General features: G+C 73.7%; 22 protein-coding genes. 14 read left to right on the forward strand and 8 right to left on the reverse strand.

The genetic code is table 11. The features are described 5' to 3' along the window. Positions 1 to 12 precede the first annotated feature (12 nt). Positions 13 to 1,089, reverse strand: a complete 1,077-nt coding sequence (ychF, locus tag AC3X7Z_RS03235; RefSeq protein ID WP_186340545.1) for a redox-regulated ATPase YchF — start codon at positions 1,087 to 1,089, stop codon at positions 13 to 15. Positions 1,090 to 1,198: 109 nt separating this feature from the next. Then, the gene (locus AC3X7Z_RS03240; RefSeq protein WP_186340544.1) at positions 1,199 to 2,035 is read right to left on the reverse strand and encodes a M57 family metalloprotease; all 837 of its coding nucleotides are present in this window, start codon (positions 2,033 to 2,035) and stop codon (positions 1,199 to 1,201) included. A gap of 186 nt (positions 2,036 to 2,221) precedes the next feature. Between AC3X7Z_RS03240 and AC3X7Z_RS03245 the strand changes: the two genes are divergently transcribed. Together AC3X7Z_RS03245 and AC3X7Z_RS03250 are read left to right on the forward strand one after the other, a co-directional pair. Next, the gene (locus AC3X7Z_RS03245) at positions 2,222 to 2,725 is read left to right on the forward strand and encodes a PH domain-containing protein (protein ID WP_186340543.1); all 504 of its coding nucleotides are present in this window, start codon (positions 2,222 to 2,224) and stop codon (positions 2,723 to 2,725) included. Beyond that, positions 2,722 to 4,320, forward strand: coding sequence for a PH domain-containing protein (locus AC3X7Z_RS03250; protein WP_489974987.1), 1,599 nt, complete (start codon positions 2,722 to 2,724; stop codon positions 4,318 to 4,320). The genes AC3X7Z_RS03245 and AC3X7Z_RS03250 overlap by 4 nt, the downstream gene beginning before the upstream one ends. Here AC3X7Z_RS03250 and AC3X7Z_RS03255 read toward each other — a convergent pair. Then, complete coding sequence (locus tag AC3X7Z_RS03255) at positions 4,317 to 6,122, reverse strand: acyl-CoA dehydrogenase (protein ID WP_489974988.1); 1,806 nt, start codon at positions 6,120 to 6,122, stop codon at positions 4,317 to 4,319. The two genes, AC3X7Z_RS03250 and AC3X7Z_RS03255, sit on opposite strands and share 4 nt — an antisense overlap. Before the next feature lie 397 nt (positions 6,123 to 6,519). Between AC3X7Z_RS03255 and AC3X7Z_RS03260 the strand changes: the two genes are divergently transcribed. After that, on the forward strand, positions 6,520 to 7,299 hold the full coding sequence (locus AC3X7Z_RS03260) for an exodeoxyribonuclease III (RefSeq protein WP_186340541.1): 780 nt from the start codon (positions 6,520 to 6,522) through the stop codon (positions 7,297 to 7,299). Positions 7,300 to 7,312: 13 nt separating this feature from the next. Here AC3X7Z_RS03260 and AC3X7Z_RS03265 read toward each other — a convergent pair whose 3' ends face one another. Then, positions 7,313 to 8,626, reverse strand: a complete 1,314-nt coding sequence (locus AC3X7Z_RS03265; protein WP_489974989.1) for an MFS transporter — start codon at positions 8,624 to 8,626, stop codon at positions 7,313 to 7,315. 72 nt (positions 8,627 to 8,698) lie between these two features. Between AC3X7Z_RS03265 and AC3X7Z_RS03270 the strand changes: the two genes are divergently transcribed. The 3 genes from AC3X7Z_RS03270 to AC3X7Z_RS03280 are packed head-to-tail and all read left to right on the forward strand — an operon-like array spanning position 8,699 to position 11,423. Beyond that, a complete protein-coding gene (locus AC3X7Z_RS03270; RefSeq protein ID WP_489974990.1) occupies positions 8,699 to 9,697 on the forward strand; it encodes a GlxA family transcriptional regulator in 999 nt (332 codons plus the stop codon). Between the two features lie 53 nt (positions 9,698 to 9,750). Then, entirely contained in the window at positions 9,751 to 10,959 is a 1,209-nt protein-coding gene (locus AC3X7Z_RS03275) for a DNA recombination protein RmuC (protein WP_489974991.1), read from the forward strand. Between the two features lie 23 nt (positions 10,960 to 10,982). Continuing rightward, complete coding sequence (locus AC3X7Z_RS03280; RefSeq protein WP_489974992.1) at positions 10,983 to 11,423, forward strand: DUF6542 domain-containing protein; 441 nt, start codon at positions 10,983 to 10,985, stop codon at positions 11,421 to 11,423. 15 nt (positions 11,424 to 11,438) lie between these two features. Here the strand turns inward: AC3X7Z_RS03280 and AC3X7Z_RS03285 are convergent, their stop codons facing one another. Next, positions 11,439 to 12,062, reverse strand: a complete 624-nt coding sequence (locus AC3X7Z_RS03285; protein ID WP_186340536.1) for an L-threonylcarbamoyladenylate synthase — start codon at positions 12,060 to 12,062, stop codon at positions 11,439 to 11,441. A 13-nt stretch (positions 12,063 to 12,075) separates the two neighbouring features. Further along, positions 12,076 to 13,074, reverse strand: coding sequence for a 4-hydroxy-3-methylbut-2-enyl diphosphate reductase (locus AC3X7Z_RS03290; RefSeq protein ID WP_489974993.1), 999 nt, complete (start codon positions 13,072 to 13,074; stop codon positions 12,076 to 12,078). A gap of 70 nt (positions 13,075 to 13,144) precedes the next feature. On the opposite strand from AC3X7Z_RS03290, the gene xseA reads away from it, so the two are divergent. Together xseA and AC3X7Z_RS03300 are read left to right on the forward strand one after the other, a co-directional pair. Continuing rightward, positions 13,145 to 14,398 carry an exodeoxyribonuclease VII large subunit gene (gene xseA / locus AC3X7Z_RS03295; protein ID WP_489974994.1) on the forward strand — a complete coding sequence of 418 codons (1,254 nt, stop codon included), beginning with the start codon at positions 13,145 to 13,147 and terminating at the stop codon, positions 14,396 to 14,398. After that, positions 14,391 to 14,591, forward strand: a complete 201-nt coding sequence (locus AC3X7Z_RS03300; RefSeq protein ID WP_186340533.1) for an exodeoxyribonuclease VII small subunit — start codon at positions 14,391 to 14,393, stop codon at positions 14,589 to 14,591. The genes xseA and AC3X7Z_RS03300 overlap by 8 nt, the downstream gene beginning before the upstream one ends. Before the next feature lie 43 nt (positions 14,592 to 14,634). On the opposite strand, the gene AC3X7Z_RS03305 is transcribed toward AC3X7Z_RS03300, so the two are convergent. Beyond that, positions 14,635 to 15,171 (reverse strand): DUF4245 domain-containing protein, encoded by a 537-nt coding sequence (locus AC3X7Z_RS03305; RefSeq protein ID WP_186340532.1) that lies wholly within the window; start codon positions 15,169 to 15,171, stop codon positions 14,635 to 14,637. Positions 15,172 to 15,312: 141 nt separating this feature from the next. On the opposite strand from AC3X7Z_RS03305, the gene AC3X7Z_RS03310 reads away from it, so the two are divergent. Genes AC3X7Z_RS03310 through glpX form a run of 5 tightly spaced genes read left to right on the forward strand, consistent with a single transcriptional unit; the run spans position 15,313 to position 19,234 of the window. Then, positions 15,313 to 15,720: a TOBE domain-containing protein gene (locus tag AC3X7Z_RS03310; protein WP_206054412.1), complete on the forward strand. Its 408-nt coding sequence runs from the start codon at positions 15,313 to 15,315 to the stop codon at positions 15,718 to 15,720. After that, positions 15,717 to 16,457, forward strand: coding sequence for a molybdate ABC transporter substrate-binding protein (gene modA / locus AC3X7Z_RS03315; RefSeq protein WP_489974995.1), 741 nt, complete (start codon positions 15,717 to 15,719; stop codon positions 16,455 to 16,457). The genes AC3X7Z_RS03310 and modA overlap by 4 nt, the downstream gene beginning before the upstream one ends. Further along, entirely contained in the window at positions 16,454 to 17,245 is a 792-nt protein-coding gene (modB, locus tag AC3X7Z_RS03320) for a molybdate ABC transporter permease subunit (protein WP_489974996.1), read from the forward strand. The genes modA and modB overlap by 4 nt, the downstream gene beginning before the upstream one ends. After that, positions 17,242 to 18,219, forward strand: coding sequence for a sulfate/molybdate ABC transporter ATP-binding protein (locus AC3X7Z_RS03325; protein ID WP_241005190.1), 978 nt, complete (start codon positions 17,242 to 17,244; stop codon positions 18,217 to 18,219). The genes modB and AC3X7Z_RS03325 overlap by 4 nt, the downstream gene beginning before the upstream one ends. Positions 18,220 to 18,229: 10 nt before the next feature. After that, positions 18,230 to 19,234: a class II fructose-bisphosphatase gene (gene glpX / locus AC3X7Z_RS03330; protein WP_186340530.1), complete on the forward strand. Its 1,005-nt coding sequence runs from the start codon at positions 18,230 to 18,232 to the stop codon at positions 19,232 to 19,234. Here the strand turns inward: glpX and AC3X7Z_RS03335 are convergent. Next, the gene (locus tag AC3X7Z_RS03335; protein WP_186340529.1) at positions 19,199 to 20,035 is read right to left on the reverse strand and encodes an alpha/beta hydrolase; all 837 of its coding nucleotides are present in this window, start codon (positions 20,033 to 20,035) and stop codon (positions 19,199 to 19,201) included. The two genes, glpX and AC3X7Z_RS03335, sit on opposite strands and share 36 nt — an antisense overlap. A gap of 87 nt (positions 20,036 to 20,122) precedes the next feature. Between AC3X7Z_RS03335 and AC3X7Z_RS03340 the strand changes: the two genes are divergently transcribed. Then, on the forward strand, positions 20,123 to 21,052 hold the full coding sequence (locus AC3X7Z_RS03340) for an alpha/beta fold hydrolase (protein WP_489974997.1): 930 nt from the start codon (positions 20,123 to 20,125) through the stop codon (positions 21,050 to 21,052). The last annotated feature ends 128 nt before the right edge of the window (positions 21,053 to 21,180 follow it).

Genomic DNA, 21,180 nt, shown 5'->3' on the forward strand with positions numbered 1-21,180 from the left:
AACAGTGAACCGTCAGACATTGAAGCGGAACTCCACCACGTCGCCGTCGGCCATCACGTAGTCCTTGCCCTCCATGCGCACCTTGCCGGCCTCGCGGGCCTTGAGCATGGAGCCGGCGGCCATCAGGTCGTCGAAGGAGACGACCTCGGCCTTGATGAAGCCCTTCTGGAAGTCGGTGTGGATGACACCGGCGGCCTCGGGGGCGGTGGCGCCCTTGGGGATGGTCCAGGCCCTGGTCTCCTTGGGGCCGGCCGTCAGGTAGGTCTGCAGGCCCAGGGTGTCGAAGCCGACGCGGGCGAGCTGGTCGAGGCCCGACTCGGTGATGCCCATCTCGGCGAGCATCTCGTGCGCCATCTCGTCGTCGTCCATCTCGGCCAGGTCGGCCTCGAACTTGGCGTCGAGGAAGATCGCCTCGGCAGGCGCGACGATCTCGCGCATCCGGTCCTTGAGCTCCTCGTCGGCGAGCTCGTCGGCGTCGCAGTTGAAGACGTAGATGAACGGCTTGGCGGTCAGCAGCGAAAGCTCGCGCAGCAGCGACCGGTCGATGTCGGTGGCGATGATCGGGGTGCCGGCCTCGAGCGCCTCCTTGGCGGCCCTGGCCGCCTCCAGGTTGGCGACGAGCTCCTTGACCTTGCGCGACTCCTTCTCCAGCCGGGCGATCGCCCGCTCGACGGTCTCGAGGTCGGCGAGGATCAGCTCGGTCTGGATGGTGGAGATGTCGTTGGCGGGGTTGACCTCGCCGTCGACGTGCGTCACGTCCTCGTCGCGGAAGACGCGGGTGACCTGGCAGATCGCGGCCGACTCGCGGATGTGGGCGAGGAACTTGTTGCCCAGGCCCTCCCCCTGCGAGGCGCCGCGCACGATGCCGGCGATGTCGACGAACTCGACCGTGGCCGGCAGGATCCGGGCCGACCCGAAGACCTCCGCCAGGCGGGGCAGCCGCTCGTCCGGCACCCCGACGACGCCGACGTTGGGCTCGATCGTGGCGAACGGGTAGTTGGCCGCGAGCACGTCGTTCTTGGTCAGAGCGTTGAAGAGGGTCGACTTGCCCGCGTTGGGGAGACCGACGATGCCGATGGTGAGAGCCACGGGCGGGAAGTCTACGGGCGCGCGGCGCGCCGGGGCGAAACGAGGCGGGGCGACGAGAGAGGGCCCGGCCGCTCGGCCGGGCCCTCCTCGGTGCGGTGCTCAGCGCAGGTCAGGACCCGTAGACGGCGCGCACGCCGGTGCGGTCGGTGTTGGTCATCGACAGGTTGCTCGAGGACCCGTTGCACTGCGGGTAGTGCATGATCGACGCCGAGTCGTACGGGGTCAGCGGGCGCCAGTTGTTGTCCTCGAAGCAGGTGCGGGCCTCGGGCCGCGTGTGCTCGTGGCGGAAGCCGAGGGTGTGCCCGAGCTCGTGGGCCATGATGTTGGCCGGCGTCCAGGAGCCGCTGCTCACCAGCGACCTGGCGTTGACCAGCACGTTGCGCTGGCTGTCGGGGCTGCTGGGGAAGAACGCGCGGGCGATGTACTGGGTGGTGGTGGTCGGCTCCACGGAGAACAGCACCGCGTTGTTGGAGGTGCGGCAGTTGCTGTCGGCCGAGGAGACGTAGGTGAAGTTGACCCCCGACGAGGCGGCCTCCCACTGGGCGGCACCACTGGCCATCGCGTTGACGATGGTGGACTTCTGCGTGCCGAAGGAGTTCGACACGCAGTAGGTGAGGTTGCGTGCCTGGGTCGCCGACCACCGGTCGTCGCGACCGTAGACCCGGTTGATGATCAGCTCGCTGGACGGGCCGCCCTCGACCTCGTGCTCGTAGGCGGCGACCATCTCGTCGTAGTAGGCGACGAGCTCCTTGGTGTTGACGATCGTCTCGTCACCGTTGACGACGTACTGGCCGCCGGCGTCGACGTAGGTGGCGGCCTGGAACTCCTCGAAGGAGGGGACCTGGTCCCGGGCCGGGGCTGCGGTGGCGGGCGAGCCGAGGGTGACGGCGACCGCTGCGGCGGCGAGGACCGCGGTGGCGGTCCTGGTGATCCTGCTGTTCGACATGGGTGCGTCCTCTGGGGCAGGGAGTGGATGGAGTCCCTCCAGACCACACCCGGCGCACGTCGCCCGGGAAGCACACCCGGGCCGCAGGTGTGTGCACTGCAGGAACTTGCAATACCACGCCCGCGGCCCGTGCCGCCCCCGCTTGCACAAGTTCGCCGGGCCAGGTGGACCTGCAACACTCAGCGCATGACTGACGTGGGGGCTACACCGGTGCTGCGCGCGCCGGCCAACCGGGTCTCGCCGCGAGCGATCCCGTTCTGGACCGTGGGCGCACTGATGGGCGACACCGTGGTCGTCGTGGGCGCCGCGCTCGTGTGGCTGCTCGTCCCGGGCGTGCCGGGCTGGGCGGGCCTCGTCGTGCTCCTGCTCGCGGTCGCAGCGGTGCTCCACGTCGCGCTCATGCCGCGCATCCGCTACCGCGTGCACCGCTGGGAGGTCACCGACACCGCGGTGCACACCCGCTCGGGGTGGATCGGTCGCGAGACGCGCATCGCGCCCATCAGCCGGGTGCAGACCGTGGACTCGCGGCAGGGTGCGCTCATGCGGCTGTTCGGCCTCGCCTCGCTCACCGTCACCACCGCGTCCGCGGCCGGACCGATCACCGTCGACTGCCTCGACGCCGAGACCGCCCGCGAGGTGGTCGCCCGGCTGACCGAGATCACCGCCGCGACGGAGGGCGACGCGACGTGATCCCCGCCCCCGGCGAGGGCTGGGTCCGGCTCAGCCCGCGCAAGCTGCTGCTCGACCCCGTCAAGGCCGTCGGCCAGGCGATCGTGCCCGTCGCCGTCGCGCTGGTGGGCATCAGCCGCAGCGACACGAGGTTCTGGCCGATCATCATCCCCCTCGCGGTGCTCGGGCCGCTGGTCCTCGGCGCGCTGCCCTGGCTCACCACCTACTACCGCCTCACCGACACCCAGCTGCAGGTGCGCCGGGGCATCCTCAACAAGACCACCTCGACCGCGCCCCTCGACCGGGTGCGCAGCGTCGACCTCGAGGCCTCGCTGCTCCACCGCATCCTCGGGCTGCAGAAGGTCCAGATCGGCACGGGCGTCGACGACGACCGCATGACCCTCGACGCCCTGGCCGCCGCCGACGCCCACGCCCTGCGTACGACGCTGCTGAGGCGCCGCGCCGCGGACGGGTCGGCCCAACCGCCCCACGCCCCCGTCGCCACCCCCGTCGCCACCCCCGCCGCTGGCCCGGCTCCCGACGGAGCGCCGGTCGACCAGGCCGGCGCCCCGACGGCCGCGCCTCCCGCCACGCCTCCCGCTGCGCTGTCGTTCACGCCCCTGGCACCACCTGTCGCGCTCGCCGCGATCGACTGGTCCTGGCTGCGCTTCGCCCCCTTCAGCCTCGGGCGGCTGGTGCTGCTGCTCGGCGGCCTGGGCGTGCTGTCCCAGTTCGCCGACGACCTGCCCATCTGGAACGAGGACACGGCCACGTCGGTGTGGCAGTGGCTCACCCAGTTCGCGGTGCTCGCCATCGTGCTGGCGGTCGCGGTGGGCGGCACCGTGCTGTGGCTGGTCGTCTCGGTCGCCGGCTACGTCCTGCAGTGGTGGGGCTTCCGCCTGGTGCGCGAGCAGGGCTCGCTCCACCTCACGTCCGGGCTCGTCACCACCCGCTCGATCACGGTCGAGGAGGCGAAGGTCCGCGGGGTCGAGATGACCGAGCCGGCGCTGATGCGCCTGGTCGGTGGCGCCGAGCTCGCCACCCTGGCGACCGGCGTCGAGAACGGGGTCACCCAGGTCCTGCCGCCGTGCCCCCGCGACGTCGCCGTCGCGGTGGGCGAGGCCGTGCTCGACCGTCCCGGCCCCCTCACCGACCCGCTCGTGGACCACGGGCCCGCGGCTCGCCGCCGCGCTTGGTTCCGTCAGCTCCGCCACGCGCTGGAGGTCATCGCGCTGCTGGCCGTCGGCTGGTGGTGGTTCGACCTCGGCTGGTCGTGGCTGGCGGGCATCGCCGTCGTCCTGCTGGCGATCGCCGCGGCGGCCGGCGAGTCGTCGTACCGTCACCTCGGGCACGCCCTCACCACCGACCACCTGGTCGCCGGCAGCGGCACCCTCGCCCGCGTCCGCACCGTCCTCGAGACCGACGGCATCATCGGCTGGGTGGTCTCGCAGTCGTGGTGGCAGCGTCGCATCGGCCTCGCCGACCTGACCGCCACCACGGCGGCCGGCACCGAGCGGGTGGTCGTGCGCGACGTACGCCTCGACGTCGCCGTGGCACTGGCCGACCGGGCCACTCCCGGGCTGCTGACCCCGTTCGTGGAGCCGGCTCCGGCCTAGAACCAGTCGCCGCGCATGTCCAGCGTGGTCGTGTCGCCGCTCGCGAGGAGGTCGAGCATCGGGCCCACCTTCGGCAGCTCCCAGCGGTGGAAGAACCGGGCCGCGGCCCGCTTGCCGTCGTAGAAGTCGCCCTGCCGGTCGCCGACCGCGACGAGCTGGTCGAGCCACATCCACGCGACCACGACGTGCCCGGCGGCCTCGAGGTAGACCGTGGCGTTGGCCATCGTCCGCTCCGCGTCGCCGAGCCCGGCGAGGGCCGCGGTGACCGCGCCCAGCCGGTCGAGCGCCGCCGCGAGGGCGTCGGCGTGGGCCGCCGGCTCGCCGCCGAGGTCGCGCGCGCGGGCGACGGTGTCGCCGACCCGGGCCGCGAGGGTCGCCAGCGACGCGCCCCCGCCGCCGAGCACCTTGCGCCCGAGCAGGTCGAGTGCCTGGATGCCGTGCGTGCCCTCGTGGATCGGGTTGAGCCGCTGGTCGCGCCAGTGCGCCTCGACGTCGTGGTCGCGGGTGTAACCCGCTCCGCCGAGCACCTGGATCGCGAGGCTGCAGCCCTCCTGGCCCCACTGCGCCGGCCACGACTTCGCGATCGGGGTGAGCAGGTCGAGCAGGTGTGCCGTCTCGGTGCGCTCGCGCTCGTCGCGCGAGGTGGCCTGCAGGTCGAGCAGCCGCGAGCAGTAGAGGTTGAGCGCCAGCGCGCCCTCGGCGTACGCCTTCTGGGCGAGCAGCATCCGGCGCACGTCGGCGTGCTCGATGATCGGCACCTGGGGCGACGCCGGGTCGGCCGCCGTCAGCCGGCGGCCCTGCGGGCGGGAGCGGGCGTAGTCGAGCGACTTGAGGTAGGCGGTGTAGGCGGTGGTCGCCGCGGACATCCCGACCCCGAGGCGGGCGGCGTTCATCATGTGGAACATCGCGGACAGTCCCCTGCCGGGCTCCCCGACGAGGTGGCCGACGGCTCCCGGCGCCCCGCCGGGTGTGAAGGCGCCGCCGCCGAAGACGGGCGCGGTGTTGACCGTGCCGCGGTTGCCGAGCTTGTGGTTGATGCCGGCGAGCGCCACATCGTTGCGCTCGCCGACCGAGCCGTCCTCGCCGACGAGGTGCTTGGGGACGATGAACAGCGAGATCCCGCGCGAGCCGGGCGGGGCGTCGGGCAGCCTGGCCAGGACGAGGTGGACGATCGTGTCGCCCATCTCGTGGTCGCCGCCGGAGATCCACATCTTGGTGCCGAAGATCCGGTAGGTGCCGTCGTCGGCGGGCACCGCGCGGGTGACCACGTCGCCGAGGCTGGAGCCGGCCTGCGGCTCCGAGAGCGTCATCGTGCCGAAGAAGCGCCCCTCGAGCATCGGCCGGACGAAGCGGTCGACCTGCTCGCGAGAGCCGTGGGCCAGCAGCAGGCCGGCGTTGGCGACGGTGAGGAACGCGTAGGCCGCGGTGCCGATGTTGGCCGCGGTGAACCACGCCATGCACGCCGCGGTCACCACCTGCGGGACCTGCTGGCCGCCGACCTCCTCGTCGAGGCTCAGGGTGAGCAGGTCGGCGCGGGCGAACGCGTCGAGGGCCGCGCCGATCTCGGGGATGAGCCGCACGCGCTCGCCGTCGAAGGCCGGCTCCTCGGTGTCGCTCCTGCGGTAGTGAGGGGCGAAGTGGTCGGTGGCGAGCTGCTCGCACAGCGCGAGCAGGACGTCGTAGGTCTCGCGGTCGTGCTCGGCGAACCGGGGCCGCTCGCCCAGCCGCTCCACGTCGAGCCACTCGTACAGCATGAACTCGAGGTCGCGCGCGGAGAGGATCGTGGACGTCGACGGGGGCACGCGCCGACGCTACCCCGCAGCGCCCCGCGCAGAGGTCGTCCGGACAGGACGAACGCCCCCTCCGCTCGGGACAGAAGGGGCGTTCGCCGCCTGGTCCTCAGACGAGGCGTCCGGGGCGGGTCAGGAGCCGGTCACGGCCGCTGGCGGTCCGTCGCCGTCGTGCTGAGGTGGCTCGAGATGCGGCGCGAGGTGCCGAGGGCGGTCGCGCCGAGCCGACTGCGCTGCATGCTGCTCTTCTCTCGTGAGGGGGTGGCACTCGCCGTCTCGGAGGTCGCGCAGCGTCGGAGGTGGTCCGGGGGCCGGCGGAGAGCCGGTGCACGAGTGCCCGAGAAAGGTGCCCACCTACGAACGTCCCCCACGGATCGCGCCCTGTAAAGCCCCTCCTTAGGGTGGGGCCGTGCGCATCGCGACCTGGAACGTCAACTCACTCCGCTCCCGCATCGATCGCGTCGAGGCGTTCGTCCAGCGCCACGACATCGACGTGCTGGCCCTGCAGGAGACCAAGGCACGCGAGGACCAGCTGCCCCTCATGGGCCTGCAGGCACTCGGCTACGACGTCGCCGTCGCGGGGGTGAACCAGTGGAACGGCGTCGCGCTGCTCTCGCGCGTCGGACTCGACGACGTCGAGGTCGGCTTCCCCGACATGCCGGGCTACGGCGACCCGCTGGCGGCCGAGTCGCGGGCCATCGGCGCCACCTGCGGCGGCGTGCGGATCTGGTCGCTCTACGTCCCCAACGGCCGCAAGCCCGACGACCCGCACTACGTCTACAAGCTCGACTGGCTGGCCCGCCTGCGGGCCGCCGCGAGCGGCTGGCTCGACGGCGAGACGGCGCTGGTCGGCGACTGGAACGTCTGCCCCACCGACGACGACGTCTTCGACGTCAAGCAGTTCGCCAAGTCCACCCACGTCACCCCGCCCGAGCGGGCCGCCTTCCAGGCGTTCCTCGACGACGGCTACGCCGAGGTGACCCGCGCCCACGACCCCGGCTACACCTACTGGGACTACTACCGCCAGCGCTTCGAGCGCGACCGCGGGCTCAAGATCGACTTCGTGCTCGCCTCCCCCGCACTCGCCTCCCGGGTGACCGGCGCGTTCGTCGACCGCGACGAGCGCGACCCCGCCCAGGGCACCGGCTCACCGTCCGACCACGCGCCGGTGGTCGTGGACCTGGCCTGACCCGGCCCGAGCGTCACATCACGCCGGCGGACGGCTGTGCGGCCGGCTGCGGCGTGCGCCGGATGGCGTACGACATCACCGCGGCGACCGCGCAGAGGCCGGCCGCGGCATAGAACGCGGGGTCGTAGGCCCCGGTGAGGTCGCGCACCACGCCCGCGCTGGTCGCGGCGACGGCGGCGCCGACCTGGTGGCTGGCGAAGACCCAGCCGAAGACGATCGGGCCGGCGGCCGCGCCGAACCACTCGCGGCACAGCGCCACGGTCGGCGCCACGGTCGCCACCCAGTCGAGGCCGTAGACGATGATGAAGACCCACATGCTGGGCGCGACGTGCGGGGCCATCAGCGCGGGCAGCACCATCAGACCGACACCGCGCAGGGCGTAGTAGCCGACCAGCAGCAGCCGCGGGTCGACCTTGTCGGTGAGCCACCCCGAGGCGATCGTGCCCACGACGTCGAAGATGCCCACCACGGCGAGCAGTGAGGCGGCGGTGGTGGCCGGCATGCCGTGGTCGTGGGCGGCAGGGACGAAGTGGGTGGCGATGAGGCCGTTGGTGGTCATCCCGCAGATCGCGAACCCGCCGGCCAGCAGCCAGAACGTACGACTGCGCGCCGCGTCGCGCAGCACCCCGAGGGCGCGGCCGGCGCTCGAGCCGACCTGCTGGTGGGGCGGCGGTCCGGGCTCGGCGTCGGTGGCACCGAAGGCCCGCAGGCCGAGGTCGGCCGGGTGGTTGCGCAGCAGGAGCAGGACCAGGGGCACGACGGCGAGCGCGGCCGCGGCGGCCAGCAGCGCGGCGGTGCGCCAGCCGTGGTGGGTCGCGAGCCAGGCCACGACGGGCAGGAAGATCAGCTGCCCGGTGGCGTTGCCCGCGGTGAGGATGCCGCTGACCAGCCCGCGACGCGCGACGAACCAGCGGCTGGTGATCGTCGCGACGAAGGCCATCGACATCGAGCCGGTGCCCAGGCCGACGAGCAGGCCCCAGCAGAGGATGAGCTGCCAGGGCTCGGTCATGAAGACGGTCAGGCCGCTGCCGAGGGCGACCGTCAGCAGCGCGAAGGTGACGACCGGTCGGACGCCGAACCGGTCCATCAGCGCGGCCGCGAACGGCGACATCAGGCCGAAGAGCATGAGGTTGAGCGAGACCGCCGAGCCGATCAGCCCGTGCGACCAGCCGAACTCCTCGTGCAGCGGGTCGAGCAGCACGCCGGGCACCGAGCGGAAGGCGGCCGCGCCCACCAGCGTCACGAACGCGACACCCGCCACCACCCACGCCCAGTGCAGGCGCGGTGGGCGCTCGACGGCGGGCTCGGGAGGGGTCGTCGTGGTCACGCGCACCATTCTCGAGGCACCGCGGCCACGCTCACGAGTGGCCCGAATGCCAACATGTGAAAGGATTCGGCCATGACATCCCGGGCCCGCGAGCCGCACCGTGTCGTGGTGCTCGCGGTCGCACCGGTCATCGGCTACGACCTCACCATCCCGCCCCAGGTGCTCGGCGAGGCGTACGACGCCGCTGGACGCCCGCTCTACGACGTCCAGGTGGTGAGCCTCGACGGCGCTCCCGTGCGAGCCACCCGCGGCTACGCCATCGCCCCCTCGGCCGGGCCCGAGGCCCTCGCCACCGCGCAGACCGTGATCGTCCCCGGCACCCAGCTCGCGGGCCCGCGCCGCGACGGGACGCTTCCCGACGAGCTGCGCGCGGCCCTCGCCACGGTGCCCGCCGAGGCGCGCTGGGTCTCGATCTGCACGGGGGCGTTCGTGCTGGCCGCGGCCGGCGTGCTCGACGGCCACCGCGCGACCACGCACTGGAAGTACGCGGCCGACTTCCGCCGGCTGCACCCGGGCGTCGCGGTCGACGAGGACGTGCTGTTCACCGACGACGGGCGGGTGCTCACCTCCGCCGGGCTGAGCGCCGGCATCGACCTGTGCCTGCACCTCGTGCGCCGCGACCACGGCACCGCCGTGGCCAACGCCGTCGCGCGCCACATGGTGGTGCCACCCTGGCGTGACGGCGGGCAGGCGCAGTACATCGAGCGCACCGTCCCGCAGCGCGCGGACGAGACCACCGCTGCTGCGCGCGCGTGGGCCGAGGCGCACCTCGACCAGCGCCTCGACGTCGCGACGCTGGCCGAGCACGCGTCGATGAGCGTGCGCACCTTCACCCGCCGCTTCCGGGAGGAGACCGGCCAGTCGCCCGGCGCCTGGGTGACCCAGCAGCGCGTCCGGCACGCCCTGCACCTGCTCGAGGCGAGCGACCTCGGCGTCGACGAGGTGGCGTCCCGCGCCGGGATGGGCACCGCGGCCTCGCTCCGCCAGCACCTCCGGGCCAGCGTCGGGGTCTCGCCCTCGGCCTACCGGCGCACGTTCCGAGGCGCACCTCCCGCGACCACGGACGCCTGAGCGCGGGCCCGACCTCGGCGGGGGTGTCGGTGCCGCGGTCCATGCTGGGGGCCATGGACACCTTCCCCCTCGTGCTCACCCTGGCGACCGTCCTCGCCGTCGGCCTGGCCCTGGGCGCCGTCATCGGTGTGCTGTGGTCGCGCAGCCGTCCTGCCGACGACCCCGCCATCGCGGCGCTCCAGCAGCGGGTGGCCGACCACGCGGTCGTCCAGGACGGGCTCGAGCGCCTCCAGGACCAGCTCAGCGACCTCGCCCACGACCGCACGGCATGGCAGGCCCAGCTGCACGAGCAGGTCGCCGACATGCGACGGTCCACCGAGACGCTGCGCCGCGAGACGACGACGCTCGCGACCGCGCTGCGCAAGCCGCAGGTGCGCGGGCAGTGGGGTGAGCTCCACCTGCGCCGTACGGTCGAGCTCGCCGGGCTGGTCGACCACTGCGACTTCGCCGAGCAGGTGCGCGTCGACGACGGCCGGCTGCGTCCCGACCTCGTCGTCACCCTCGCGGGCGGACGCACCATCGCGGTCGACGCCAAGGCGCCGCTGGCCGCCTTCCTCGACCTCACCGCCGCCGACGACCCCGACGAGCAGGACCGGGCCCTGGCCCGCCTCGGCCAGCACGTCCGCACGCACGTCGCCGACCTCGGCTCGCGACGATACTGGGAGGCGCTGGCCGGCACCCCGGAGTTCGTCGTGCTGTTCCTGCCCGGTGAGGCGATCCTCCAGGCGGCGCTGCAGGCGGTGCCCGACCTGGTCGAGCAGGCGGCGGCGCGCAACGTCGTGCTGGCCACCCCCTCCACCCTGATCGCCCTGCTGCGCACGGTCGCCCAGGGCTGGCAGCACGAGGTGCTCAACGCGCAGGCCGCGCAGGTGCAGCGACTCGGGCAGGAGCTGCACGCCCGCCTCGCCTCGATGGCCGGTCACCTCGACCGGGTGGGCCGCTCGCTCAACGCCAGCGTCGTCGCCTACAACCAGGCGATGGGCTCGCTCGAGGGCCGCGTGCTGGTCTCGGCCCGTCGCTTCGCCGACCTGGGCGTGACCACCGAGCAGCTCGACGGCCCGCGCCAGGTCGAGACGGTGCCGCGCTCGGCCGCCGCCCCTGAGCTGACGACCCACGAGACCGGGGCCGGCGACCTCAGCCTCCTCGACGACGTCCCCGGGGCCACCGGCGACCCCACCCTCGACGACCTGCTCGACGAGCAGCCGTCCGGCCCCGTGCCCGGCTCGGTCCCCGACGCGGCGCGCCGCGCGCGGGGCGCCTGAGATCGGTCCTAGGGTTGAGCCTCGTGACACGGGCCGGCGCGTTCTGGCAGGTCGGGCGGGAGCCGGGCCGGCAGGTGGCGTGCCTCGGGGTGGCCCTCACGCTGAGCGCCGTGGCCCTCGACGTGCTCGTGGCCGGGCGACTGACGATGTTCTTCGACCTGTGCTTCGTGGCGCTGTGCCTGGGCCTGGCCGCGCTGGTGCGCCGCCAGGACTTCTACCTGGTCGCACTGCTGCCGCCCGTGCTCATGCTCGCCGTGTTCGGGTTCGTCGCCCTCGTCGCGCGCGGCGCGCTCGCCGACCCCCGCGACAGCGTCCTGCAGGCGGTCGTCTCCGGGGTCGCGACCCACGGCATCGCCCTGTTCGCCGCCTACGCGGTGTGCCTGGGCTGGCTCGGCTGGCGCCTGCACCGCAGGGGCCACCTCGCCTCCGAGCTCGAGCGCGAGCTCGGGCAGTCGCCCGGCTGAGCGGCGCCCGCCCGCTCAGGCCTCGAAGCGCTCCGGGTCGCCCGCCCCGCGGCGTACGACGACGGGCTCGGGCCCCGACCAGTCGATGACGGTGGTCGGCTCGGCGGTGACCTCGCCCGACTCGACGACCACGTCGACGACGTGGTCGAGGTCCTCCTTGATCTCCCAGCCCATCGTGCGCGCCTCGGTCTCGCCGGGCAGGATCAGCGTGCTGGTGAGGATCGGCTCGCCGAGCTCCTCGAGCAGCGCGCAGACGAGCGGGTGCTGGGGGATGCGCACGCCGACGGTGCGCTTCTTGGGGTGCATCAGCCGCTTGGGCACCTCGCCGGTGGCGGGGAGGATGAACGTGTAGGGGCCCGGCGTGGCCGCCTTGATCGCCCGGAACGCCGAGTTGTCGACGTGGACGAACTGGCCGAGCTGGGAGAAGTCCTTGCACATCAGCGTGAAGTGGTGGCGTTCGTCGAGGTCGCGGATGCGCAGGATCCGGTCGCGACCGTCGCGGTTGCCGAGCCGGGCGCCGAGGGCGTAGCCGGAGTCGGTCGGGTAGGCGATGAGCTGGTCGTCGCGCAGCGCCTCGACGACCTGCCTGACCAGCCGCGGCTGCGGGTTGTCCGGGTGGATGTCGAGGTAGCGGGCCATCTCGTCGCTCCGGTCAGGCCCGCTGCGCCGCGCGGAGGTCGCGCCGCAGCTCGGGGGGCAGCGCGAAGATCAGCGACTCCTCGGCCGAGTGGACCGCCCGCGCGTCGGGGAAGCCCCGCTCGGAGAGGAAGGCGAGCACGCCCTCGACGAGGTCCTCGGGCACCGAGGCGCCGGAGGTGACCGACACGGTCTCGACCCCGTCGAGCCACGCCTCGTCGATCTCGGTGTGGTCGTCGACGAGGTAGGAGGCCTTGGCGCCGGCCTCGAGCGCGACCTCGACGAGCCGCACGGAGTTGGAGGAGTTGCGCGAGCCGACCACGATCACCAGGTCGGCGGCCGCGGAGATCTCCTTGATGGCGAGCTGGCGGTTCTGGGTGGCGTAGCAGATGTCGTCGCTCGGCGGGTCGAGCAGCAGCGGGAACCGCTCGCGGATGGCGGCGACCGTCTCGAGGGTCTCGTCGACGCTGAGCGTGGTCTGCGAGAGCCAGGCGACCCGTGCCGGGTCACGGACCTCGATGCGGGCCACGTCGGCGGGGCTCTCGACCAGCTGGATGTGGTCGGGCGCCTCCCCGGCGGTGCCCTCGACCTCCTCGTGGCCGGCGTGGCCGATCAGCAGGATGTCGTAGTCGTCGGAGGCGAACCGCTTGGCCTCGTGGTGCACCTTCGTCACCAGCGGGCAGGTCGCGTCGATGGTCTTGAGGCCGCGCTCGGCCGCCTGGGTGTGCACGGCGGGCGAGACGCCGTGGGCGGAGAAGACGACCGTGCGGCCCTCGGGGACCTCGTCGAGCTCCTCGACGAAGATCGCGCCGCGCGCCTCCAGGTCGGCCACCACGTGCTTGTTGTGCACGATCTGCTTGCGGACGTAGACCGGGGCGCCGTAGAGGTCGAGCGCCTTCTCGACGGTGATGACGGCCCGGTCGACGCCGGCGCAGTAGCCGCGGGGCGCAGCGAGCAGCACGTTCTTCGCGGTCTCGGGATCGAGGACGGGAGGAAGGCCGAGGTCGGTCGTCATGCGCCGAGTCTACGGGCCGCGCGAGGCCCGCCCGCCCGGCCGTGTCCGGGCCCTCCCCTATCCTCGCCGCGTGCCCTCACTCCGCGACGCCACGGCCGAGTCACCGGCCCCCGTGCGGGCCGTCGCCAACGCCGTCGCCCAGTGGATCGACCGGCTCGGGGGCGTGTGGGTCGAGGGCCAGATCGCGCAGGTCAACCGGCGCCCGGGCGTCAACACCGTCTTCATGACGCTGCGGGACACCGTCGCCGACATCTCGGTCACCCTCACGTGCGCGCGCTCGCTCTTCGACTCGATGAACCCGCCCCTCGTCGAGGGCGCGAGCGTCGTCGTGCACGCCCGGCCCACCTTCTACGCCAACCGTGGCTCGTTCTCGCTGGCCGCCCGCGAGATCCGCATGGTCGGCATCGGCGAGCTGCTGGCCCGCCTCGAGCGGCGCCGCCAGCTCCTGGCCGCCGAGGGCCTCTTCGCGCCCGAGCTCAAGCGCGACCTGCCGTTCCTGCCGGGCTGCGTCGGCCTGGTCACCGCGCCCAACAGCGCCGCCGAGCGCGACGTCCTCGACAACGCACGGCGCCGCTGGCCGGCGGTGCGGTTCGAGGTGGTCCACGCCGCCATGCAGGGCACCCGCTCGGCCACCGAGGTCATCGAGGCGCTGGAGCGGCTCGAGCGCCATCCCGACGTCGACGTGGTCGTCGTCGCCCGCGGCGGTGGCTCCATCGAGGACCTGCTGCCCTTCTCCGACGAGGCGGTCCTCCGCGCGGTCCACCGCATGCGTACGCCGGTGGTGTCCGCCATCGGCCACGAGCCCGACCAGCCGCTCCTCGACCTCGTCGCCGACGTGCGGGCCTCCACGCCCACCGACGCCGCCAAGCTGGTCGTGCCCGACATGGCCGAGGAGGTGCAGGGCGTCGTCTGGGCCCGCGAGCGGCTGCGTCAGCTGGTCACCCAGCGCATCGCGCGCGAGCAGGAGTGGCTGGCCCAGGTGCGCTCGCGCCCGGCGATGGCCGACCCGCGCAACCTGCTGACCGCCCGCTCCGACGAGCTCGACGAGCTGCTCGCCCGCGCCCGCCGCACCCTGTCGCACCGCCTCGACCGCGCCGCCGACGACATCGGCCACCAGCGCGCCCGGGCCCGGGCGCTGTCGCCGCTCGCGACTCTGCAGCGTGGCTACGCCGTCCTGCAGGACGCCGACGGCCACGTCGTCACCTCGGTGGCGCAGGCCGCGGTCGGCGCCACCGTGTCGGTGCGGGTCGCCGACGGCCGCATCCACGCCACGACGGACCGCGTCGAGGCAGCCACCCTGTCCGAGGAGGACCCCGATGAGTGACGCCCCCAGCTATGAAGAGGCCCGCGAGGAGCTCATCGAGGTCGTGCGCACCCTCGAGGCCGGCGGCACGACCCTGGAGGAGTCGCTCGCCCTGTGGGAGCGCGGCGAGGCCCTCGCCAAGGTCTGCCAGCAGTGGCTCGACGGGGCGCGCCAGCGGCTCGACGACGCCATGGGCGCCGAGACCGACGGCTGACGCCGCGTCGTCGCCCCCGCGGGAGGTGGTGGCGGCGAGACGGTCAGCGGGTGAGCAGGCCGATGAAGGTCTCGATGTCCTCGACCGGCGCGGAGCCGTAGACCAGGAGTGCGTCGTCGCCGACCTCGGTCGAGTAGCCGTGGTCCCCGCCCTCGTCCGACCACGTCTGCCACGTGTCGGTGACCTCCGAGTCGACGGTGGCGTCACCCTCGGGCTCGGCGTCCTCGTCGATGTAGCGCTCGACCAGGTCGCGCACCGAGGCGTCCTGCTGGCGGAGGCCGACGAACGTGCCGTCGTCGGTGAGCACGCCCATGCCCCAGCGCGGCTCGTCGCCGGCGACCAGGTCGGTGCTCGTCGCCTTCCAGCCCGCCGGCAGCTCGCGCGGGCGGACCACGTCGAGGTCGGCCCGGTCGGCGATCTCGACACTCTCCTGCCAGTCGACCGTGTCGACGGTGTCGTCGACGTCGGCGCGCCACAGCCCACGCCAGGCCACGAACGCCAGCACGGCGATGACGGTGACGATGAGGGCGCCGGTCATGCCGCTGAAGGAGCGGGTGTAACGGCTCGGCTGCTCACTCACGTCGACCATTCTCCCAGCCCGCCGGTCACCCCGCGTCGCCGGGTCGCGAGCTGTCACGCCGCGCATCGACGACGGGTGCGCCGGTTCCGCGCGTGCGGACGATGCTGTCCCGAACGTCCGCAGATGCGCCATACTCCCCGCATGACCACCTACCGAGTCGCGGAGGCAGCCGAGATCCTGGGCGTCAGCGACGACACCGTACGCCGCTGGGTGGACGCCGGTCGGCTGCCCGTGCAGCGCGACGGTGGGCGTGCCATGGTCGCCGGCCGCGACCTGGCCGACCTCGCCGAGCAGCTGGCGGAGTCGGGCGAGCTGGCCGAGCGCGACCGCACCCGGGCGGGCAGCGTCAGCGCCCGCAACCGGATGAGCGGCATCGTCACGCGGGTCAGGCGCGACACCGTGATGGCGCAGGTGGAGATGATCTGCGGCCCCCACCGCGTCGTGTCCCTGATGAGCAGCGACGCCGCCGACGAGCTGGGCCTCGAGCCCGGAGTGCGTGCCATCGCCAGCGTGAAGTCGACCAACGTGGTGGTCGAGGTGCCCCGGTGAGGCGGCTGGCCGCCCTCGCCCTGCTGCTCCCCCTCGCCGCCTGCGGGGGTGGCGACGAGGGGGACGCCGCGGACGGGGGCGAGCTGACCGTCCTCGCGGCCGCGTCGCTCACCGACGTCTTCGCCGAGCTCGCGGTGCCCTTCGAGGAGGAGCACGACACCGAGGTGGGCTTCTCCTTCGGCTCGAGCACCGACCTCGCCGGCCAGGCCGCCGACGGGGCGCCCGGCGGCGTGCTGGCCACGGCCGACGACGCCTCGATGGCCGTGGCGCAGGACGCGGGCGTCACCGGCGACGTGGAGACCTTCGCGACCAACGTCCTCACCATCGTCGTGCCGGATGGCAACCCCGCCGGCATCGCGTCCCTCGACGACCTGGCCGACGCCACGTGGGTGCGCTGCGCCGACGAGGTGCCGTGCGGCAAGGTCGCGGCGGCCGTGCTCGACGCGGCCGGGGTCGAGGCGGACCCGGTCAGCCTGGAGGACGACGTGCGGGCCACACTCGACAAGGTCGCCTCGGGCGAGGCCGACGCCGGACTGGTCTACGCCAGCGACGCCGTCGCCGCGGCCGACGACGTCGACAGCGTCGAGATCCCGGCCGCCGACGACGCGCTGACGTCCTACTCGGTGGCGACGCTGGACCAGTCGCAGGACCCTGCGCTGGCAGCCGACTGGGTGACGTGGGTGACCTCCGACGAGGCCCGCGCGATCCTCACCGACGCCGGCTTCGGCACCCCGTGAGGGACCGGCTCGGCCGGCCGCCGGCGCTGCTGGTCGCACCCGCGGCCCTCGCCACGCTGCTGCTCCTCGTCCCGCTCGTGGCGATGGTGGCCAGTGCCGACTGGCAGGCGCTGCCCGGGCACCTGACCTCCCGCACCGCCGTCGACGCGCTGCGGCTGTCGCTGGTGACCTCGACGGTCGCGATCGCGTTCTGCCTGCTCCTGGGCCTCCCCCTCGCCTGGCTCCTCGCCCGGGTCGACTTCCGCGGCCGCGGCGCGCTCCGGGCGCTCGTCACCGTGCCGCTGGTGCTGCCCCCGGTGGTCGCCGGCGTGGCGCTGCGGGCGGCGTTCGGCCGCGCCGGGCTGGTCGGCGAGCCGCTGCTCGACTGGACGGGCTTCGCCTTCCCCTTCACGACGTACGGCGTGGTGCTGGCCCACGTGTTCGTGTCGATGCCGTTCGTGGTGATCGCGATCGAGGGCGCGCTGCGCTCGGCGGACCCGAGGTACGACGACGCGGCCGCCACGCTGGGCGCGACCCGGTGGACCACCGTCCGGCGGGTCACCGTGCCGCTGGCACTGCCCGGCGTGATGGCCGGGACCGTCCTGGGGTGGGCGCGCTCGCTCGGCGAGTTCGGCGCCACCATCACGTTCAACGGCAACTACCCCGGCACCACGCAGACGATGCCGACGCTGATCTACGTCACCCGGCAGGCCGACCAGGACGCCGCCCTGTCGCTGAGCCTGGTGATGCTGCTCGTCTCGATCGGCGTGCTCGTCGCGCTGCGCGACCACTGGCTGGGGACGCCGTGAGCGCGGCCCCGAAGCAGCTGGTGGCCGACCTGCGGGTGGCCGACCGGGTCGAGGCCGCGTTCACCGCCGAGCCGGGCGAGGTGCTCGCGGTCATCGGGCCCAACGGCGCGGGCAAGAGCTCGCTGCTCCACGCGCTCGCGGGCCTCGTCGACGTCGGGGGGACCGCCCACCTGGCCGGCACCGACCTGCTCGCCCTGCCCGTGCGCGAGCGCCGGGTCGGTCTGGTGTTCCAGGGCCAGCTGCTCTTCCCGCACCTGTCCGCGCTCGACAACGTGGCCTTCGGCCCGCGCTCGCGCGGGGTGCGGCGGGCGACCGCGGAGGCGGTGGCGCGCGACTGGCTCGAGCGCTTCGGCATCGCCGAACTCGCCGGCCGCAGGCCGCGCGAGCTGTCGGGCGGGCAGGCCCAGCGGGTGGCGATCGCCCGCGCGCTGGCCACCGATCCCGACGTGCTGCTCCTCGACGAGCCGTTCACGGGCCTCGACGTCTCGGTGCAGATGGCGCTGCGGATCGAGCTGGGCCGGCACCTGCGCGACTTCCCCGGCATCGCCCTGCTCGTCACGCACGACGCGATCGACGCGCTGACCCTCGCCGACCGCGTGCTCGTGCTCGACGGGGGGCGGGTGGCCCAGGCGGGCCGTCCGGCGGAGGTGGCCGCCGAGCCGCGCACCCCGCACGTCGCGCGCCTCGTGGGCCTCAACCTGGTCGCCGACGGCGACGAGCTCATCGCCTTTCCCCCCGACTCCGTGGTGGTGTCGCTGCACGAGCCGGAGGGGTCGACGCGGCTGCGGTGGCACGGCCCGGTCGGCACCCTGGCCCCGCACGGCGACGCCGTACGCGTGCTGGTGCACGCCGGACCGGACCTGCTGGCCGACCTCACGCCTGCCGCCGCGACGGAGCTGGGCCTCCTGCCCGGACTCGACGTGTGGCTCTCGACCAAGGCGACCGCGGTGAGCCGCTACCCCGCCCGTCGATAGAGTTCCCGGCATGAGCACCAGTGCCCCGAAGCCCGAACGCAACCTCGCCCTCGAGCTGGTGCGGGTCACCGAGGCGGCCGCCATGGCGGCGGGCCGCTGGGTGGGCCGCGGCGACAAGAACGACGCCGACGGCGTCGCGGTCGAGGCCATGCGGGTGATGATCTCCACCGTCGAGATGCGCGGCACGGTGGTCATCGGCGAGGGCGAGAAGGACAACGCCCCGATGCTCTTCAACGGCGAGGAGGTCGGCGACGGCACCGGTCCCGAGTGCGACGTGGCGGTCGACCCGATCGACGGCACGACCCTCACCGCCAAGGGCATGAGCAACGCGGTGTCCGTGCTCGCGGTGTCGCCGCGCGGCACGATGTACGACCCGAGCGCCGTGTTCTACATGGACAAGCTCGCCACCGGCCCCGAGGCGGCCGACGTGGTCGACATCCGGCTGCCGGTGAAGGAGAACATCGCCCGCGTGGCCAAGGCCAAGGGCATCTCGGTCCACGACGTCACCGTCGTCCTGCTCGACCGGCCCCGCCACGCGCGGCTGGTGGAGGACATCCGCGAGACCGGCGCGCGCATCAAGTACATCACCGACGGCGACGTCGCGGGCGCGATCATGGCGGCCCGCCCCGACACCGGCGTCGACCTGATGCTGGGTGTGGGTGGCACCCCCGAGGGCATCATCACGGCCTGCGCGATGAAGGCCATCGGCGGCACGATCCAGGGCCAGCTGTGGCCGCAGGACGACGACGAGCGGCAGCGGGCCCTCGACGCCGGGCACGACCTCGACCCCGACTTCGTGCTCGGCACCGACGACCTGGTCACCGGCGACGACGCCTTCTTCGTGGCCACCGGCATCACCGACGGCGAGCTGATGCGCGGTGTCCGCTACCGCGGCGACGGCGTCACCACCCACTCGCTGGTGATGCGCTCGCGCAGCGGCACGGTGCGTTCGATCACCGCCGAGCACCGGCTCTCCAAGCTACGCGGTCTGTCCTCGATCAACTTCGACAGCTGACGCGGCGGCGACGCCCGGTCGCAGTGCGGCCGACACCGCGGCGATGACGACGGGGTCGAACGCCATCCCCACGTGGGACGAGCGCACCTCGACCGCCTGCGCGGTGGGGTCGAGGCAGGCGCGCCAGTCGACGATGCCGTCGCGCCGGGAGAAGATCGCGGTGAAGTCGACGCCCTCCGGCATCGGCGCGCGGGCCCGGTCGAAGCTCTCGCGGGCGCACGGCCCGGCGACGCAGTCCTCGGCCATCAGGCCGCGCACTCCGGCGCGGTGGAGCCGCACGAGCACCTCGACGCTGCGCGCGAGCGAGACGTGGTGGGCGCCGGGCGCCAGCACCGGGCTGCCCATGGTCACGATGCCCGCGACCAGGTCGGGGCGCCGGGCGGCCACTCCCCTGGCGAGCATCCCGCCGAGGCTGTGGCCGACGACGCGCACCCGCGCGCCGCGGCGCCGGGAGACCTCCTCGAGCCGCTCCTCGAGCTGGTCGGCGGCCGACAGCGTGCAGCCCACGTTGGCACGCACGTCGGCGCGGTAGGTGCGGAAGCCCAGGTGGCGCAGCGTCCGGCTCATCGGGCCCAGCGAGGAGTCGCCGGCCAGGAACCCCGGCACCAGCACCACCGGCTCCCCCGACCGCTCGGGTCGGGCACCCAGCGGCGTACGACGTCGCGCACCGCGGGCGCCCCAGGCCGACGCGGCGTAGCGGCCGGCCTCGGCGAGCGCGGAGCCCTCGCGCAGCACCGCCACCACCGGGGGCTGCGAGAAGCCCTCCGGGGTGAGGAAGGCGGCCAGTGTGCGCTGCGTCACAGTGTCGAACCTAGCCCACCCCGACCTGCGGGTGCGGGACGTCGGCGCCTCGCCTGCTCGTCGCGGGCCGTCGTGTTCACTGGGGCCATGTCCGAGCCCCGTCCAGACAGCACCCAGCCGCCCGTCGCGTCCGACGAGCTCCGCGCTCCGGTCGGCAACGAGGTCGAGCTCTGCTACCAGACCTTCGGCGACCCCGACGACGAGCCGCTGCTGCTGGTGATGGGGCTGAGCGGTCCGATGACGTGGTGGGACCAGTCCCTCTGCGAGCAGCTCGCCGCGGCCGGCTTCCACGTGGTGCGCTACGACAACCGCGACACCGGGAGGTCGACGCGGGTCGACGCGCCGGTGCACCCCGGCCAGCTCGTGCGTGCCTTCGTCACCGGGCGCGCGGACGCGCCGTACTCGATGTCCGACCTCGCCGGCGACGCCGTCGGGCTGCTCGACCACCTCGGGATCGACTCGGCCCACCTGGTCGGCGTCTCGATGGGCGGCATGATCGCCCAGACCGTCGCCGTCGAGCACCCCACCCGGGTCCGGTCGCTGACCAGCATCAGCTCCACGACCGGGCGGCGGACGGTCGGCTGGCAGCACCCCTCGCTCCTGCCGCGGCTGATCGCGCCCCGCCGGGCCGGGCGGGAGGCCTACATCGAGAGCAGCCTGGCCATGTGGTCGCTGATCGGGTCGGCGGGCTATCCCACCGACCCCGACGCGCTGCGCTCGCGCGCCGCCGAGACCTTCGACCGGGGCGTGAGCAACCCCGGCGCGCTCCGCCAGATGCTGGCCATCCTGACCCAGGACGACCGCACGCCGCGGCTGCGACGCGTACGCGTGCCGGCCCTCGTCATCCACGGCACGGCCGACAAGATGGTCCACGTCAGCGGCGGCCGCTCGACCGCCGCCGCGATCCCGGGCGCCGAGCTGCTCACCATCGACGGCATGGGCCACGACCTGCCCCCCGGCCTCTTCCCCACCTTCGTGGACGCCATCCGGCGCACCGCCGACCGCGCCTCGGCCTAGCCCGTACGCCCCCGCCTGAGGCCGGCGCCCGCACGCCCCCGGGGTCGGAGTCCCCGCTCGAGGCCGGCGTCGGAGTCCCCGCTCGAGCGGGGACTCCGACACTTGGAGGGGGTTGCAACGGCCTCCAG

The sequence above is a fragment of the Nocardioides sp. Z24_21 genome (assembly GCF_058134345.1).

Bases quoted from the DNA above. Each gene is read 5' to 3' on its own strand.
- AC3X7Z_RS03240 (WP_186340544.1), bottom strand. From the start codon at position 2,035: ATGTCGAACAGCAGGATCACCAGGACCGCCACCGCGGTCCTCGCCGCC.
- AC3X7Z_RS03245 (WP_186340543.1), top strand. From the start codon at position 2,222: ATGACTGACGTGGGGGCTACACCGGTGCTGCGCGCGCCGGCCAACCGG.
- AC3X7Z_RS03270 (WP_489974990.1), top strand. From the start codon at position 8,699: ATGACATCCCGGGCCCGCGAGCCGCACCGTGTCGTGGTGCTCGCGGTC.
- AC3X7Z_RS03275 (WP_489974991.1), top strand. From the start codon at position 9,751: ATGGACACCTTCCCCCTCGTGCTCACCCTGGCGACCGTCCTCGCCGTC.
- AC3X7Z_RS03285 (WP_186340536.1), bottom strand. From the start codon at position 12,062: ATGGCCCGCTACCTCGACATCCACCCGGACAACCCGCAGCCGCGGCTG.
- AC3X7Z_RS03290 (WP_489974993.1), bottom strand. From the start codon at position 13,074: ATGACGACCGACCTCGGCCTTCCTCCCGTCCTCGATCCCGAGACCGCG.
- AC3X7Z_RS03300 (WP_186340533.1), top strand. From the start codon at position 14,391: ATGAGTGACGCCCCCAGCTATGAAGAGGCCCGCGAGGAGCTCATCGAG.
- AC3X7Z_RS03310 (WP_206054412.1), top strand. From the start codon at position 15,313: ATGACCACCTACCGAGTCGCGGAGGCAGCCGAGATCCTGGGCGTCAGC.
- glpX (WP_186340530.1), top strand. From the start codon at position 18,230: ATGAGCACCAGTGCCCCGAAGCCCGAACGCAACCTCGCCCTCGAGCTG.
- AC3X7Z_RS03340 (WP_489974997.1), top strand. From the start codon at position 20,123: ATGTCCGAGCCCCGTCCAGACAGCACCCAGCCGCCCGTCGCGTCCGAC.